The organism is Nostoc sp. FACHB-152, assembly GCF_014697475.1.
Taxonomy (GTDB): domain Bacteria; phylum Cyanobacteriota; class Cyanobacteriia; order Cyanobacteriales; family Nostocaceae; genus Nostoc_B.
On sequence record NZ_JACJRV010000010.1, the window covers coordinates 45642 to 61955 of the forward strand.

Consider the following 16314-nt stretch of genomic DNA (forward strand, 5'->3'; position numbering starts at 1 on the left):
TCATCTTTAGTCATTCTTTTCTGATGGGTGCTGTTCTAAGTAAGATTCAGTGCGGGGATATGGCTCATCAGGATCGGCACGTAACACTGAGTTCGGGCCAGCAGATAAGATAGGGTTGGGATCGGATAAAGGTACACCTTCACTTGCCCTTTCCAAACCATAGTCATAGGGGCCTGTAGCCAAAACTGGGGTTCCCTCAAAATTCTCAATTGCTGGTGGTGAAGTTGTCATCCACTCTAAGGTAAGGGCGCGCCAAGGATTATTACCAGCCTTCTCGCCATACATCCAACTCCAAATCGCGTTGATGATGAAGGGGAATGTGGAAACAGCTAATAGGTAGGAACCGTAGGTGCAGATTTCATTTATTAAGGCAAACTTGGGATCGTATTGGGCAACGCGGCGGTTCATCCCCATCATTCCCAGCTTGTGCATGGGTAAGAAGGTCATGTTCAGCCCGACAATTGTTAAGGCAAAGTGAACTTTACCCCAAGTTTCATTCATCATTCGTCCCGTCATTTTGGGGAACCAATGATAAATAGCGGCAAAAATTCCTAGTACGCTACCACCAAATAAGACATAGTGCAGGTGGGCGACGACAAAATAGGTGTCGTGAACGTGAATGTCAAAGGGTACGGACGCTAACATTACGCCGCTAATCCCGCCAATCACGAAAGTTCCAACAAAGCCGATGGCGAATAACATGGGAGTGTTGAGTTGGATTTTGCCACCCCACATCGTTGCCAACCAGCTAAAAATTTTGATCCCTGTTGGTACAGCAATGATCATCGTCATGATCATAAAGAACATCCGCAACCAACCAGGGATACCACTGGTGAACATATGGTGCGCCCAAACAATGAGTCCCAAAAAGCTAATAGCTAGGGACGAGTAGGCGATCGCTTTATAACCAAAAATCGGCTTGCGCGAATGTACAGGTATAATTTCCGAAATTGCCCCAAAGAAAGGCAAAATCATGATGTAAACGGCTGGGTGGGAGTAAAACCAGAACATATGCTGGTAAACCACAGGATCACCACCACCAGTCGGGTTAAAAAATGTTGTTCCTGCTAATAAGTCAAAAGCCAGCAAAATTAAACCTGCGGCTAAAACTGGGGTGGATACCAACACCAGTGCGGAAGTAGCAAACATTGACCAACAAAACAGAGGCATTTGATGCACTCCCATGCTGGGAATTCGCATCCTTAGCAAGGTAACCAGGAAGTTAATCGCCCCCAAAATTGACGATGTACCCAACAGCAAAACACTGATAATCCAGATAGCTTCACCCACCTGACCTGTTACCAAGCTCAGGGGAGGGTAGGAAGTCCAACCTGCATCTGGTGCATCGCCCACAGCTAAACTAGAAACGAGCAACACACCACCAATGGGAATCATCCAGAAAGCAACAGCATTCAACCTGGGGAATGCCATATCTTTTGCCCCAATCATTAGGGGGATCAAAAAGTTAGCAAACCCGGCACCTGCTGGCACAATCCACAAGAAAATCATGATTGTAGCGTGCAGGGTAAACAGGCTGTTATATACCTCTGGAGTGACAAAATCCACTTCTGGAGTGCGTAGTTCTGTACGTACCAAATCGGCTAAGACACCGCCGATGCAGTAGAAAATGAAGGAAGTAACGAGGTATTGAATCCCAATTACCTTGTGGTCAGTATTGAAGCTAAAGTAATCTTGCCATTTTCTTACCCCTGGCTCCTCAATCCGAGCCGGGATATTGGCAGTTTCTTGTATTTGGGCTTGTGTCATAGGAGTTAGTTATTCAGTTATCAGTTGTCAGTGAACAGTTATCAACCTGTTTACTGATTACTTTTCACTGTTGACTGACTAATGGTGAACTTGATGAAGGATTTCTGGTTGAATTCCCATGTCCTTGGTGTAAGGAGCGAGAAATTCATTTGGGGATAGGTTTGCTGGGTTGACAGCCACTGCGTTATTCAAGGTTTCATTGCTGGCAACTAGCTGTTCTTGCATCCATTTGTCAAATGCTTCTGGAGTTTCCACAATTACTTGGCTTCTCATCGCCCCGTGATAAGGGCCGCAAAGTTCAGCGCAAATTAGGGGATAGTCACCAGCTATTTTGGGTGTAAAGCGAATTTCGCTTTGTCTACCGGGGATTGCATCTTGTTTCAAGCGGAATTCTGGAACCCAAAACGCGTGGATGACATCGTTAGCTGTCATATTAATTTGCACTTCTCTGCCAATAGGAACGTGCAGTTCACCAGTAGTGATGCCTGTTTCAGGATAAGTGAAAATCCAGGCATATTGCAGACCTGTGACGTTTATTACTAATCCTGGCGGTTTGCCTGCTCTATCTGGACTGGGGCCAATAGTGGGTGCAACACTACCTACACCAGGAGCATTACGAAGTTGGGGAATTTGGTCAGCATTGCGTACCTCAGCAGTTGCTGGGTCTTGCATAGCCTCATCAGATTTTTGTTGATTAAGGTTGGGTGCAGTATCGCTCAAGGTGGCGGCAATCGCTGATCCCGGCATTGACATCTGGCTGTGGGCAATAGGCGAGTCATGAACAGCATGGGGATCGAAGCCACCGATGTCGTTATAAACTTCAAAGCTGTAAATAGAAATACCGATGACAATAAAGGCGGGGATCGCCGTCCAGAGAATTTCTAAAGGTACATTACCTTCGACTGGTGGCCCGTCTTGATTATCACCAGGGCGACGGCGGTATTTAAATACACAGTAAATTAAAACACCTTCAACAATCAAAAATATACCTACAGATACGGTCATCATTGAGTTGAATAAACCATCAACTAAGACGGCTTCATCCGAGGCGGCTGTTGGCAACAAGCCATGATTTTGACCGTACCAAAGGCTGACTAGCGTTAGGACGATGCCAATTAGTAATGTCCAGATTGAACTTGGAATTTTCACGGCTTACTTAAAATAATTGACTACGTTTTCTCAAAGCTGCTCACTTACTAAGGTAGTCTAGGCCATTAAAGATAGAGCTAAATGGTCTGAAATTTTTATTAATTTTTTCGACCACTTTACTAATTATGAGTACAAGAGATTTATTAGATACTGCCAGGGATAGATGCTAGTGACAGGAAAAATTTAAGAAAAAATTTAGGATAGGAAATTATTTCGCAATTATCTACTTTCACATCTTGAAAAATACCTAAAGCTTCAGGCTAAAAGCATCTGGAGTGATTCAAAGTGTAAGTAAAAGCCCATCTTAAACCTGGCATATACGCTAGGGTGGAGATGAGTTGGTACTGAAAAATTCCAAATATTAAGAAAGCTACTAGCAAGAGTGGCAAAAGGTATCGTTCATGAACGAATTTGTCCTAAAACAACAAAATGAAACGGCAGTGGAGCAGCAAAAGCCAAAGGAAATGATTCGTCGCTTGGTGTGGAGAATGTGTATAGCTACCTTGATTTTGATGGCTATAGGCTCTGCCACCCGCGTGATGAATGCTGGGCTTGCTTGCCCAGACTGGCCGTTATGCTATGGGGAACTAGTACCAGCCAAACAAATGAATCTCCAAGTGTTTTTGGAGTGGTTTCACCGCTTGGATGCAGGCTTGATTGGGGTGAGCGCGATCGCACTGTCTGGTCTATCTTGGTGGCATCGGCGTTCCTTACCTGTCTGGCTCCCTTGGGCGGCAACATTTGCCCTGTTTTTAATCTTGTTTCAAGGCATCTTGGGCGGACTCACCGTTACCGAGCTATTGCGGTTTGATATCGTCACCGCTCACTTGGGAACAGCACTGTTGTTTTTCACTACCCTGTTAGTGGTCGGGACGGCACTGACTCCATATCAGGGAACTGGCAATGTCGGCAAGTTACCTTGGATAGGTTTAATAGCTGCGGTTTTGGTGTATGTACAAAGTCTCCTGGGTGCTGTAGTCGGCTCTCGTTGGGCGTTACACCAATGCTTTGGTGCGGCTGAACAGTGCAATGTGATGTATGCCCATATTTTTGGCTTAGTACCACCCACTGTGGCAACCTTAGGGGTAGTTGTAATAGCCTGGCGGACTCCAGCCCTACATCCTGCTTTGCGACGACTAGCAAATATGGCTGGTGGTTTGTTGATTTTACAAATCCTGTTGGGAGTTGCTACTTTTCGTTTGCATCTGCAAGTCGAGCCTTTGACAGTTTCGCACCAAGCGATAGGTGCGGCTTTGCTTGGTACTTTGGTAGGTTTTACGGTTCTAGCATGGCGTGACTGGGCAGCTAGTCGTGAGATTAACTCTTTGGCTGTAAATTTCGCTACAAATGCGATCAATACTCCTGCTAGTGGCTCGAATTCATAACCAAAGTGATGCGATCGCTACGATTACTAAATGACTAATGGTGATCATAAATTAGCCATTAGTCATGTAGTAATTAACCCCAGTTGCCATCACATAGTAGTGCTGAAAGTCTACCTATCCTAGCCTCTGTCTCAGTTTCTCAAACATTAGTAACTTACTCTTCAAACAGAGAAACGGCAAGGTTAAATAAAGACTCTAACCCAAGTAAAAGCAGCCTGTGTGCAGAAGACTGCATATAAATTATTGACAAGTAAGGAAATAGAACCAAGATGATTGAGACTAATGTCTCTCGCCACCACCAAACCTTCCTCCAGGTAGTTCAAAGCTATTACCAGCTAACCAAACCACGCATCATCCCGTTGCTATTAATTACCACGGCTGGGAGTATGTGGGTTGCAGCGAAAGGACAAGTAGACCCATTACTGTTATTAGTTACTCTCACTGGTGGCACTTTAGCGGCTGCTAGCGCGCAAACAATTAATTGTATCTATGACAGAGATATTGATTACGACATGGAACGGACACGCCACCGTCCGATGCCTTCAGGGAGAGTACAACCACGGGATGCACTGATTTTTGCAATTACATTAGCGGTGTTATCTTTTACCTTATTAACAGCGTTTGCTAATTTATTAGCAGCTTGTCTGGCGTTCTCTGGCATTGTTTTTTATGTATTGGTTTACACCCATTGGTTAAAACGCCACAGTACCCAAAACATTGTGATTGGGGGCGCGGCTGGGGCAATTCCGGCATTAGTGGGCTGGGCAGCTGTGACAGATACTTTAAGCTGGGCGGCATGGTTGATTTTTGCGATCGTCTTTTTGTGGACACCGCCGCATTTCTGGGCGTTGGCACTGATGATTCGTGATGATTATGCCAAAGTGGGTATACCCATGCTGCCAGTAATTGCAGGTGCTGAAGTTACAGTCAAGCAAATTTGGTATTACACCCTAGTAACAGTCTTCGCAACGCTATTATTGTTTTATCCCTTGCACGCTAGCGGTATTGTTTATGCTGCGATCGCGGCTGGTTTAGGTGGATTATTTATCCGTAAGTCTTGGTGTTTGTTACAGCAGCCAGAAGACCGCACTGTAGCCAAAGAATTGTTTCTTTACTCCATTTCTTACATGATGCTGTTATGTTTAGCTATGGTGATTGATAGTCTGCCCATTACCCATCGTTTGGTGAGTACACTCATCGCGCAGCTACACTTATTTAGCTAAAGCATTGTATCTTTGTCCATTACTTAAGAATAACCATAAAGGTGTTTGAGCAAAACTCAAACACCTTTATTATTTCGTGAATTTCAAAATCACAGACTTCTTACAGAATATGGCTTGTAAATTAGGGATAGTAGAGACTTAGCAATGCTACGTCTCTACATACCAATTTATGCATTCTAATTTTTATACACAAATCAAATATGAAATTGCTATTTGGAAAATTCCGATTTTTAGTATTTTTTCTAACCAGTATTTTTATATTTTTCTGCTTCCTGACTCCAGGGCTAGCACTGTTAACGCGACAGTATTACCCCAAACCTATATCTTCTGATTACCATGTACAAAGAAAGAAGATTGATATTCCCTCTATGACAGCAGCAAAACAATTTACCTACCCAGCTACCCAAAAAAGCGAACAAGTAGATAATTATCATGGTACGAAAGTAGCAGATCCTTACCGTTGGTTGGAAAATCCAGACTCAGAAGAAACTAAAGCTTGGATTGAAGCAGAAAATAAGATTACCTTTGGCTTTTTAAACGAAATTCCTGCTAGAGACAAACTGAAACAACGCTTAACTAAACTTTGGGATTACGAAAAGTATGGTATCCCGTTTAAAGAAGGCGAATCTCTGCGAGAAGGTTCCACCGAACGCTACTTTTATTTCAAAAATGACGGGCTGCAAAATCAAAGTGTTCTTTACACATTAAAAACCCTCGACGCGGAACCAAAAGTTTTACTTGATCCGAATAAACTTTCTGCCGATGGTACTGTTGCTTTGTCAGGTTTATCTATTAGTGATGATGGGAAACGTTTAGCTTACGGTCTTTCTACTTCTGGTTCTGATTGGCAAGAATGGAAAGTCCGTGACGTAGAAACAGGTAAGGATTTAGAAGACAATTTAAAATGGATTAAATTTTCTGGCGCATCGTGGACAACTGATAACAAAGGATTTTTCTACAGCCGTTATGAAGAGCCTAATTCTAAAACTAAATTAGAAGATGTCAACTACTATCAAAAGCTTTACTATCACAAATTAGGAACACCGCAATCTGAAGACATTTTAATTTATCACCGATCTGACGAGAAAGAATGGGGATTTAGCGGTGATGTGACAGAAGATGGACGTTATTTAATAATTTCAGTTTGGTTAGGAACTGACACGAGAAATTTAGTATTTTACAAAGATTTAACTGACCCTCAGGCTGAAGTTATTGAACTCATTAATGAGTTTGAGGCAAATTATAGCTTTATTGATCATGATGATAGCGTTTTCTATTTCCGCACAGATTTAGATGCACCACGCGGTAAATTAATTGCCATTGATACTACAAACCCTGCTAAGTCAGCATGGCAGGAAATTATTCCCCAATCGGAAGCAACTCTAGAAAGCGTTAGTATTCTGAATAATCAGTTTGTAGCTGACTATTTGCAAGATGCGCGATCGCAAATCAAAATTTTTGACCTTAAAGGTGCATTTGTGCGCGAGGTGGAATTACCTGGAGTCGGTTCCGCAGGTGGCTTTGGTGGTAAGCGTCATGATACAGAAACTTTTTATAGTTTCACTAGTTTTACTACACCCGGAACGATTTATCGCTACGACATGGTGACAGGAAAAAGCGAACTTTTCCGACAACCAAAAGTAGACTTTAATCCTGATGATTACGAAACGAAGCAAGTATTTTACAGTAGTAAAGATGGTACAAAAGTGCCAATGTTTATTACTCACAAAAAAGGTATTAAGTTAGATGGGAATAATCCAACTTATCTTTATAGTTATGGTGGGTTTAATATTTCACTGACTCCGACTTTTTCTGTGAGTATGTTGGTGTGGATGGAGATGGGTGGCGTTTACGCTATGCCAAATATTCGTGGTGGCGGAGAATATGGCGAAGAATGGCATCAAGCAGGGATGAAAGAGAAAAAGCAGAATGTGTTTGATGACTTTATTGCGGCGGCTGAGTGGCTGATTGCGAATAAGTATACAAAACCTGCGAAACTAGCGATCGCAGGTGGTAGTAACGGTGGTTTATTGGTGGGTGCTTGTATGACACAACGCCCTGATTTATTTGGTGCAGCTTTACCAGCCGTCGGCGTAATGGATATGTTACGCTTCCACAAATTTACTATCGGTTGGGCTTGGACTGCGGAGTATGGTTCGCCTGATAATGCTGAAGATTTCAAAACGCTTTATGCTTATTCACCGTTGCACAATCTGAAAGCAAATACAGCTTATCCTGCCACATTAATTACTACAGCAGATCACGACGATCGCGTTGTACCTGCTCATAGTTTCAAATTTGCGGCGGCTTTGCAAGCTGCACATCAAGGTGATGCGCCAGTGTTAATTAGAATTGAGACGAAGGCGGGACATGGTGCTGGTAAACCAACTACTAAGATAATTGAAGAAGCGGCGGATAAATGGGCGTTTTTGGTAAAGGTTTTAGATATTAAAGTTTAAACGCGGAGGGGTGCGGAGTTTTAAGGTGTGTTAATGCGATAGGTTAACGCACCTTTTATTTAAAGAATTGAGCGATAGTTTATGAACTACTTAGATGAAGTCAAAAAGTATTATTCTCAAGATTTAGAACAGAGAAAAAACTGGTATTTTCCCGTAGCAGATGCTTATAACAAAGGAAGACCACGCTACAGCAAAGAATTAATCAATCGTGTTGTAGAGTTAGCACATCTGACTAAGGTAGACAATATTTTAGAAGTAGGTTGCGGCCCCGGAAATGCAACTATTTCATTTGCGTCAATGGGTTTTACGATGCTTTGTCTTGAGCCGAATCAAGCATTTTGTCATTTAGCACGACAAAATTGTGCATCATATCTAAACGTTGAAATTCAGCAAACTTCCTTTGAAGAATGGCAGGTAGAACCTGAGAAATTTGATGCTGTTTTAGCAGCTAATTCTTTTCATTGGATTTCACCTGAAGTTAAATATATCAAAGCCGCAGCAGCGTTAAAAGATGACGGATATTTAATTTTGCTGTGGAACATGACACCTCAACCTCAGTATGATGTCTACCAAGCTTTGTCTGAAGTCTATCAGGCTTATGCACCATCGTTAGCGAGGTATGAAGATAGAGAGTTTCAAGAAAATGTGATTAATGCTTTGGGAACAAATATTATTGATTCAGGTATATTTAGGGATTTAGTAACTGAATTAGTTCCCTGTGAACTTACCTATAATATCGATAATTATTTGTCCTTTTTAGATAGTGGTTCGCCTTATCTAAAATTAGACCCAGAGATAAAGAATTTATTGTTTACTGGATTACGTGAAAAAATAGAGCAGAACTATGGAGGAATTATTCAAACCTCTTACTTAAGTGCTTGTCACATCGCACGAAAATGTTAGATGAATTACGGGTAATATGATAGCGATCGCCAGCCTGATTCGATAGTAGAGTAGCACAGGCAGTATCATGAGGCTTATTCACTATTCAGCAAATAAGCCTAAATCATCTCAAATTAAGCTTCGACTTTTACGCCTCGCCAAAAAGCTACGTAGCCTTCAATATTTTTAGCTTTTTCCTTAGCACTAGGATAGTACCAAGCAGCGTCTTTATTAACTTGTCCATCTACTTCGATGCTGTAGTAACTAGCAACGCCTTTCCACGGACAAGTGGTATGAGTACCGCTTTCTTGAAAATACTGCTTATTAATTGCTTCGGGAGGAAAATAATGATTGCCTTCCACAACTACAGTATTATCGCTTTCGGCTAAAGTTGCACCGTTCCAAATTGCTTTAGGCATAAGTGATTTTACGAGTAAACTATACACATAATATTTTGACACTATCAACGCTGATAGTACTTCGGATGATTCTAAATTAACTTAGCTTTAGTTTTGCTCTTGGCGGCGGTGGTTTGCTGCTTGTAATAGCAGCGATTCTGCAAAAGCGATCGCCTCACTTGCCGATTTACCACCAGCTAACTGTGCTAGTTCTTCCCGACGAGTATTTAAGTTATCTAAACAGGTGACTCGGACAACAGTACGCTGTTCGGCACTACCGTTGTTAGTTTTCTTACCCTTGCCTTGGGTAATAATTTGCTTGTCCACACGGAAATGCCTGTCAGCCATCGCCGCAACTAACGGCTGGTGGGTGACACATAATACTTGATGGCTTTGTCCAAGTTGGTGTAATTTTTCCGCGATCGCTTGGGCGACCCTCCCAGATACTCCCACATCAATTTCGTCAAATACCAGCGTTCCGGCGGAGTCGGCTTGCGAAAAACAAGCTTTCAAAGCTAATAAAAAGCGACTCATTTCCCCTCCAGAGGCAATTTCCGTTAACGGTTGCAAGGGTTCGCCGGGGTTAGGGCTAAAAACAAAGGTAATTTTGTCTGCACCCGCAGCAGTTGGAACAATCGGTACTATTTCTACTTGAAACTGTACCTTTTCCATCGCTAGGGGCTTAAGTTCTGATATCAAGCGAGATTCTAAATTCGCCGCCGCTTGACAACGTAGTTTAGTTAACTTGTCACAAGCTTGGGTAAGTTTATCAAAATAAGTCTTTTCTTGTTGTTCTAAACTTTCGATAGATTGTTCGCTGTCGTTAAGTTGGGCTAATTCTTCTTGGATTTTTTCGTAGTAAGCGATCGCTTCTGTAAGTGTCGGGCCATACTTGCGGCAAATTTGCTTTAATTCTCGAATCCGTTCTTCTACTTCTTCCAATCGCTGAGGATCTGCTTCTAAACTGTCACCGTAGGCGTTAATTTGTCGCCCGACTTCTACAACTGCTGTTTGTGCATCTCTGACTAGTTCTAATAATGATTGCAGTTGGCTATCGTATTCCACCATGTCATTTAAGGTGGCTTCGCTGTCTCCGAGTAAGTCTGCTGCGGCTGGAGTATCGCCATCGTTTTGATACAAAGCCTGATAGACTTTGTAACTCATCTGTTGTAAATCAACGACGTGATTGAGACGTTCTCGTTCTTGTGCTAGTTGTTCCAATTCTTGCGGATCGCTGAGATTGGCTGTGGATAACTCCTGCACTTGATAGGTAAGCAAGTCGAGTTGTTGCAAGCGTTCCCGTTCTGAGGTGCGGCGTTTTTCTAAGGCTAAATGGGCTTGTTGATAAGCACTATAAGCCGTCGCAATTACTTGACGTTGCCGGATTAAAGGATCGCCACCATATACATCCAGCCATTCCCGGACTTGGGCTGGTTGTCCTACTTGGACAGTTTGACCTTGGGCTGTAATTTCTACCAGGCGGTCCCGCAATCCTACCATGATTTGCCGATTTACCAACACACCATTTACCCGCGATCGACTGCGGATATTACTACCTGTGGTTGTAATTTCTCGGCTAATTACTACTGAATTGTCATCAATTAAATCTATTTCTTGTTCCGTCAACCAAGCGGCTAAAAAGTTATTAGATTTAAAACTTGCTTCCACCATTGCACGGGTTGTTCCAGTGCGGATGACTCGACTAGAGACTTTCCCGCCCAAGGCTGCGTCAATGGCATCTAATATAATTGACTTTCCTGCGCCTGTTTCACCCGTTAAGACATTTAGCCCAGCACCAAATTCTAATTCTAGTTGGTCAATGAGGGCAAAGTTTTCGATTCGCAGACCGAGCAACATCAAGCTAAATTCTCCATAAGTAGTGCTGAGTCGTGAGTGCTGAGTGCGAAGTCATAATCATGTCCTTCTACCTCCTTCCTTCTTGTACTAGTACACCCATATCAGTGTAACAAACGTAGTTCTTGCCTCTGCTGGTGTAAATAAAGTACCAAAAGTTAAGCAGATGCTTTATTTCTAGCTTGTAGGTTTTGTTGACCCTGAAGCATAGTTTACAACAATACTTATTGTTCAACGTTATAAATCTTGCCCTACCTAGAAAACCCTGGAAGGTTGATAATTATTTTTACTAAAAATTAAATAATTTTTAAGAGTTTTTGCGTGTAAATATCACAAGTGATGTTTAACAATAAGCCGATTTGCGTCTATGCATCTCAGTTTACAATCTAAAGATAAGCGTAGACGTATAGCAAAAATTTTATGTTAGGTCTAGATAGAATTACATTTGACTCTATGATTATGGGTGGACAAGCTTGCATTCGTGGGATGCGAATTCCGGTTTCTCTTGTCGTTAATTTAGTGGCTAATGGCAAACCTGTAGAGGAAATTTTAGAAGAATATCCTGATTTAGAACCGGAGGATATTCGTCAATCTCTACTCTACGCGGCTTGGTTAACTCAAGAGCGAGTTTATCCCTTCAAAAGTGCGTCATAAGTTATAATGAAGTTCTTGGCAGATATGGGAATTTCGCTACGAACTGTATTGTGGTTGCGTAGTAGTGGTTATGATGTAGTGCATTTGCGCGATGAAGATTTGCAAAGGCTACCAGATAACGAGATTTTAATCAAAGCTCGTACAGAAGAGAGAATTTTATTAACTGTAGATTTAGATTTTGCCCAACTGTTAGCCATCAGTGGAGATAATTTACCCAGTGTCATCTTGTTTAGATTGGGAAATGAAAATTACGATGTAATTAACGAACGGTTGACGCAAGTTTTGAATGAATGTCAGGAAGATTTAGAAGTAGGTTCAATGATTTCTGTGAATAATGAAAGTTTCCGGGTTAGGCGATTGCCGATATGAGTAAAATGGGCAATTTATTTCAAAACTTTTGGAGGTTGATTGCAGTTTATTCTTCAATTTAGCTGTAAGAATTGCCCCTAGAACACCGTTATTTCACCTATGAACACAAAACTTCGAGTCAAAAGGTAAAGCGATCGCCCTCACAACAACATTATTCCACCTGCAAACACGAAACTTCGAGTAAAAAAGTACAGCGATCGCCCTCAGAACACCATCATTCGACCTCAGAACAAAAACATTCTCGCTTGGAACACGAAACTTCGAGTTTAGAACATGAAACTTTGAGTTCGGAACACGAAACTTTGAGTTCAGAACATAAAACTTCGAGTTCAGAACTCGAAACTTGGAGATAAAAGCTTGATTGATGGGGTTGGGAACTGGAATTTTACTGTTGTGCGTTGAGGCGATCGCGTAAATCTGCTAAATTTTTATAGATAGTTATAGTATTAGGATGGTTTACCCCTAAGCTCCTTTCTAAGATCTTTAAAGCTTTACTGTAAAAAATTTCGGCTTTACTATATCTTCTTTGGAAGAAGTAGAGTGCTGCAAGATTACCGAGGCTTAAAGCAACATCTGTATGTTCGCTTCCGAGTGAGTGTTGCCATATTTCTAAAGCTTGCAGGTAAAGGGGTTCGGCTTTACTGTATTTTGTTTGGCAAAAGTAGAGTTCCGCTAGATTATTTAAGCTGCTAGCAACATCTGGATGTTCTTCTCCTAGCATGCATCGTGTTAGTTCCAAAGCTCGCAGGTAAAGGGGTTCAGCTTCGTTGTATCTTTCTTGGGATTTGTAAACTAATGCTAGATTGTTGAGGCTACTAGCAAAATTTGGATGTTCTTCTCCTAGCAGGCATTGTATTAGTTCCAAAGCTCGCAGGTAAAGGGGTTCAGCTTCGTTGTATCTTTTTTGGGATGTGTAAATTAATGCTAGGTTGTTGAGGCTGGTGGCAACATATAGATTTTCCTCTCCCAGCAAATTTCGTATCAGTTTTAAGGCTTGCCGGGATAGCAGTTCAGCTTTATAGTATCTTCCTTGGAAATTATAAAGTGATGCTAGATTTTTGAGGCAGGTGGCAACACATAGATTTTCCTCTCCTAGAGAATTTTGCATTAATTTTAAGGCTTGCAAAAATAAAGGTTCGGCTTTGCTATATTTTCCTTGATTTAAGAAGATATACGCTAGGTTATGCAGGCTTATAGCAAAGTCTGGATGTTCTTCTCCCAAAAAATATCGCCTTAGTGCCAAAGCTTGGAGGTACAGAGGTTCGGCTTTGCTATATTTTCCTTGGCAACGATAAAGTTCCGCCAGGTTGTTGAGGCTAGTTGCAAAATCTGGATGTTTGTCACCCAAGCATTGTTTGGTTATTTCTCGACACTTCTCATACCAAGGTAAAGCCTGGTCGTACAAACCCTGACTGGTGTAAAATCGAGCGTTACTGATGAATGCCCAAATTAAATCATCATTGCTGACGTATTGAATGAGATTGTTCGCTACTTCTGCTATGTGAGGTATGGTTGGGGAGAGACTGATGATTTGTTGAAGGGTAGAGTCTTCAGGGATCTTTTTGGCGAGTGCTACCATTACTCCACAAAACGATCGCTTAAATTCCTCTGGCTGTTCTAAACCTGTAAGCTTATATTGAAAAAACTCGCGCAGTAGTGGATGTAGTTGATAAATTCCCTCACCTTTGGACTGGAGTAAATGTAGCTGTAACAACTCACGTCTGGCTTTTTTCCAATCTTGAATCTCATCATTTATTGTTATTCCCTCCACTAACTCCCAAGGAATGGGGGCTTGGGCAAATAAACTCAGAAGACAACCTAAACATTGAGCATTTTCTCGCAACCGTCGCCAACTCAATTCAAAAGCAGCAGCTACACCTAATTTAGCAGTCATTTCTGAGCGAGCTTCATCTAAAGCTTCATTCTTCAAACGCTCCTTTTCCAAGTCTTGCAGCATTTCTGCTAGGGATAACTCCTCATCACCTAACAAATAACGCCCGACTAATTCCAAACCCAAAGGCAAATATCCCAGCCACTTACAAAGTTTTCTCGCAATTAAAGGTTCACTTCGTAGTCTTTCTCTGCCAACTATAGATTTTAATAATTGCATCGCCGCCAGTGGTGTCAGCACATCTAAATCTAAACGCACTATCGGCTGCTGTAATTTTTCCCGCGTGGTAATCAACTGCTTAAATCGGGAAGGAACAGACTCTAAATAACACCTGACTTCTTCTCGATAGTTAGTGACGTTATCAATTACTAGTAAAACCTCACCCGCCTGCCATTTTGTTAGACAGTGTTGAACTCTCCCAACTAAATCTAAATCTTCTGGGATGTTCAATTGCAGCTTATTAATAGCAAACTGCACTAGTTGCACCCCCACATCCTGTAATGCAGACAACCAGCAAATTCCGCCTTGATAAGTGACGCGGTGCGAATTGGCATATTGCAAAGCTAGTTCTGTTTTGCCGACTCCACCCATCCCCGCAATAGCAGCAATTGCTACCTGTTGGTTTTCCTGTAACAACCGATGGAGGTTTTGTAATTCCGCTTCACGTCCAACAAACTTTTCCCCAGGTAAAGCTAAAGGAATATTATGATGAATTTCTTTTGTTATTTGAGTGGGGAGAACACCGTTATGTTTTGCTGTTAGGTAAGCATTTAATGTTTCTCGCTTTCCGCGTTTAGAGGTAGCTAACTCAGGATAAATCTGAGCAAACTTGTCATAAACCTCAGTCATACGCTTTTTGAACGCCCCTACACCGATACCAATCTCGTTTGCTAGTTTCGCCTCACTTGTACGTAAGTCTTCAGTCTGGAACGTGACTAAAAAGGCTTCTGTTTGCTCTGGGGATAACTTACGATCAGCAGCTTCTTGTCTTAAAAACTCATCCGATAGCATAGCCAGCCTGACCAAACTTTGCTTGATTCTACTTATCTTATACCTTGCTTCTACTATGTCTCTATTTCTCAGGAATCTCTAGCTTTGAAGGCAGAAATAAGATTTACACAGTAAAGTTTTTCACAAGGTTCGCCATGAATATTCTTCTAACAACTTCTAACAACTCTCAGTCATCTACCCAAAGTTCACAGTTATCTTCCCCAACAATTGAAAAACCCTCTGCTTGGATGCGCGACGGTTACAGTCCGACAGAAATTATTCTCGCAGCAGCAATTTTAACTTCCTTATTGATGGGAGGAATTGCAACAGTGATCATGGCAATGACTGGGTTAGTTAAAACGTTAGCCCCAGCAACAGTAAATCAAACTAACCAAAAGAAGAAATAATTTAACGTGAATTCGACAGATAATAAAGCACCCCTCTCCAAACCTCTCCCCGAAGCGGGGAGAGGCTTAGAAACCTTAATTTTTCCTTCCTAACCAAGATATTAAAGCCCCTCTGCGTCTCGGAGAGGGGTTGGGGAGAGGTTCATCGAACTCACGTTAATTTATTTGAAAAAAATACATATAGCCATAGCCAAGGTAGTTAGGACATCGGTAAATCATAAAACTGAGACAGCAAAGACTTTTAACTCTGTCACTTGTCACCTGTCACCTGTCACCTGTCCACTGCTATATAAAAATTAATAATCCTTAATAGCCTTCACTACTAAGGATTTCCAAAAAAAATAGCAGTATTCACAATCCAAACCGTTTCTTAAAAATCATCAAGAAACTGACTTAGACGACTAATAACAGGGTCAACATCTTCAGGAGGTGTAGCAATATAGTTATTATTTGCCATCTCCATTGCTGGGACTGCCGAGGCTACTGGTGTTGGTGCTGGTGACGTTGGAGGCTGATGGTGAATAATAGGTCGCTCAGTGACCAAAATTGCCAGATGCGCCATTTGTTGCGTCAGTTGCACAATATGGCGTTCCATCGCCTCCAAACGATTAGATTCTTTAGCGAAAAAACGTTCCTCAAGGTCAGCCACTTGACGTTGCAGTTCATCGATTTTCTGTTCAACCGACTCTGTGGCTGCTGTATTTGAACCAGTTTTGACAGACTCCGGTACACATAAAAATTGCCAGAGGGCTTCTTTACAGAGGTCGCTGAAAGTCTTTTCTGGTTGTGGCTCTAAGTGGCTTTCCACCAGAGATAACAAACTTTCGTCAGCGACTTCTGGGTTGAACGTGACCGATTTAACTACTTTTTTTGACCATTGGAACAT

Annotated in this window: 14 protein-coding genes; 8 read left to right on the plus strand and 6 right to left on the minus strand. The window is 41.9% G+C overall.

The window, feature by feature from the left end; genetic code table 11:
- Window positions 1-6 precede the first annotated feature (6 nt).
- Both ctaD and H6G76_RS11110 read right to left on the minus strand, forming a co-directional pair.
- Window positions 7-1767: a cytochrome c oxidase subunit I gene (gene ctaD, locus H6G76_RS11105; protein ID WP_190699761.1), complete on the minus strand. Its 1761-nt coding sequence runs from the start codon at window positions 1765-1767 to the stop codon at window positions 7-9.
- A gap of 78 nt (window positions 1768-1845) precedes the next feature.
- Window positions 1846-2916: a cytochrome c oxidase subunit II gene (locus H6G76_RS11110; RefSeq protein WP_190699764.1), complete on the minus strand. Its 1071-nt coding sequence runs from the start codon at window positions 2914-2916 to the stop codon at window positions 1846-1848.
- 401 nt (window positions 2917-3317) lie between these two features.
- On the opposite strand from H6G76_RS11110, the gene H6G76_RS11115 reads away from it, so the two are divergent.
- From H6G76_RS11115 to H6G76_RS11130, 4 genes are all read left to right on the plus strand, one after another.
- Window positions 3318-4301 (plus strand): heme A synthase, encoded by a 984-nt coding sequence (locus H6G76_RS11115; protein WP_190699767.1) that lies wholly within the window; start codon window positions 3318-3320, stop codon window positions 4299-4301.
- Window positions 4302-4570: 269 nt separating this feature from the next.
- Window positions 4571-5524 (plus strand): heme o synthase, encoded by a 954-nt coding sequence (locus tag H6G76_RS11120; protein ID WP_190699769.1) that lies wholly within the window; start codon window positions 4571-4573, stop codon window positions 5522-5524.
- Between the two features lie 368 nt (window positions 5525-5892).
- Window positions 5893-7983, plus strand: coding sequence for a prolyl oligopeptidase family protein (locus H6G76_RS11125; protein ID WP_190699772.1), 2091 nt, complete (start codon window positions 5893-5895; stop codon window positions 7981-7983).
- Between the two features lie 81 nt (window positions 7984-8064).
- A complete protein-coding gene (locus H6G76_RS11130; RefSeq protein WP_190699775.1) occupies window positions 8065-8886 on the plus strand; it encodes a class I SAM-dependent methyltransferase in 822 nt (273 codons plus the stop codon).
- A 113-nt stretch (window positions 8887-8999) separates the two neighbouring features.
- Here H6G76_RS11130 and H6G76_RS11135 read toward each other — a convergent pair whose 3' ends face one another.
- Both H6G76_RS11135 and recN read right to left on the minus strand, forming a co-directional pair.
- The gene (locus tag H6G76_RS11135; protein ID WP_190699778.1) at window positions 9000-9284 is read right to left on the minus strand and encodes a DUF427 domain-containing protein; all 285 of its coding nucleotides are present in this window, start codon (window positions 9282-9284) and stop codon (window positions 9000-9002) included.
- 87 nt (window positions 9285-9371) lie between these two features.
- Window positions 9372-11120, minus strand: coding sequence for a DNA repair protein RecN (gene recN, locus H6G76_RS11140; protein WP_190699781.1), 1749 nt, complete (start codon window positions 11118-11120; stop codon window positions 9372-9374).
- A gap of 417 nt (window positions 11121-11537) precedes the next feature.
- Between recN and H6G76_RS11145 the strand changes: the two genes are divergently transcribed.
- The 3 genes from H6G76_RS11145 to H6G76_RS11155 all read left to right on the plus strand — a co-directional run bounded on the left by H6G76_RS11145 (window position 11538) and on the right by H6G76_RS11155 (window position 12493).
- Window positions 11538-11771 carry a DUF433 domain-containing protein gene (locus H6G76_RS11145; RefSeq protein WP_190699784.1) on the plus strand — a complete coding sequence of 78 codons (234 nt, stop codon included), beginning with the start codon at window positions 11538-11540 and terminating at the stop codon, window positions 11769-11771.
- A 6-nt stretch (window positions 11772-11777) separates the two neighbouring features.
- Complete coding sequence (locus tag H6G76_RS11150; RefSeq protein WP_190699787.1) at window positions 11778-12140, plus strand: DUF5615 family PIN-like protein; 363 nt, start codon at window positions 11778-11780, stop codon at window positions 12138-12140.
- Between the two features lie 71 nt (window positions 12141-12211).
- The gene (locus tag H6G76_RS11155; RefSeq protein WP_190699790.1) at window positions 12212-12493 is read left to right on the plus strand and encodes a hypothetical protein; all 282 of its coding nucleotides are present in this window, start codon (window positions 12212-12214) and stop codon (window positions 12491-12493) included.
- A gap of 32 nt (window positions 12494-12525) precedes the next feature.
- On the opposite strand, the gene H6G76_RS11160 is transcribed toward H6G76_RS11155, so the two are convergent.
- Window positions 12526-15042, minus strand: a complete 2517-nt coding sequence (locus H6G76_RS11160) for a tetratricopeptide repeat protein (protein ID WP_190699793.1) — start codon at window positions 15040-15042, stop codon at window positions 12526-12528.
- Between the two features lie 134 nt (window positions 15043-15176).
- Between H6G76_RS11160 and H6G76_RS11165 the strand changes: the two genes are divergently transcribed.
- The gene (locus H6G76_RS11165) at window positions 15177-15428 is read left to right on the plus strand and encodes a hypothetical protein (protein WP_190699796.1); all 252 of its coding nucleotides are present in this window, start codon (window positions 15177-15179) and stop codon (window positions 15426-15428) included.
- 370 nt (window positions 15429-15798) lie between these two features.
- On the opposite strand, the gene H6G76_RS11170 is transcribed toward H6G76_RS11165, so the two are convergent.
- Window positions 15799-16314: a plasmid segregation centromere-binding protein ParR gene (locus H6G76_RS11170; protein WP_190699799.1), complete on the minus strand. Its 516-nt coding sequence runs from the start codon at window positions 16312-16314 to the stop codon at window positions 15799-15801.

Bases quoted from the DNA above. Each gene is read 5' to 3' on its own strand.
- H6G76_RS11150 (WP_190699787.1), top strand. From the start codon at position 11,778: ATGAAGTTCTTGGCAGATATGGGAATTTCGCTACGAACTGTATTGTGG.
- H6G76_RS11125 (WP_190699772.1), top strand. From the start codon at position 5,893: ATGACAGCAGCAAAACAATTTACCTACCCAGCTACCCAAAAAAGCGAA.
- H6G76_RS11120 (WP_190699769.1), top strand. From the start codon at position 4,571: ATGATTGAGACTAATGTCTCTCGCCACCACCAAACCTTCCTCCAGGTA.
- H6G76_RS11115 (WP_190699767.1), top strand. From the start codon at position 3,318: ATGAACGAATTTGTCCTAAAACAACAAAATGAAACGGCAGTGGAGCAG.
- ctaD (WP_190699761.1), bottom strand. From the start codon at position 1,767: ATGACACAAGCCCAAATACAAGAAACTGCCAATATCCCGGCTCGGATT.
- H6G76_RS11130 (WP_190699775.1), top strand. From the start codon at position 8,065: ATGAACTACTTAGATGAAGTCAAAAAGTATTATTCTCAAGATTTAGAA.
- H6G76_RS11170 (WP_190699799.1), bottom strand. From the start codon at position 16,314: ATGTTCCAATGGTCAAAAAAAGTAGTTAAATCGGTCACGTTCAACCCA.
- H6G76_RS11160 (WP_190699793.1), bottom strand. From the start codon at position 15,042: ATGCTATCGGATGAGTTTTTAAGACAAGAAGCTGCTGATCGTAAGTTA.
- H6G76_RS11145 (WP_190699784.1), top strand. From the start codon at position 11,538: ATGTTAGGTCTAGATAGAATTACATTTGACTCTATGATTATGGGTGGA.
- H6G76_RS11135 (WP_190699778.1), bottom strand. From the start codon at position 9,284: ATGCCTAAAGCAATTTGGAACGGTGCAACTTTAGCCGAAAGCGATAAT.
- H6G76_RS11165 (WP_190699796.1), top strand. From the start codon at position 15,177: ATGAATATTCTTCTAACAACTTCTAACAACTCTCAGTCATCTACCCAA.
- recN (WP_190699781.1), bottom strand. From the start codon at position 11,120: ATGTTGCTCGGTCTGCGAATCGAAAACTTTGCCCTCATTGACCAACTA.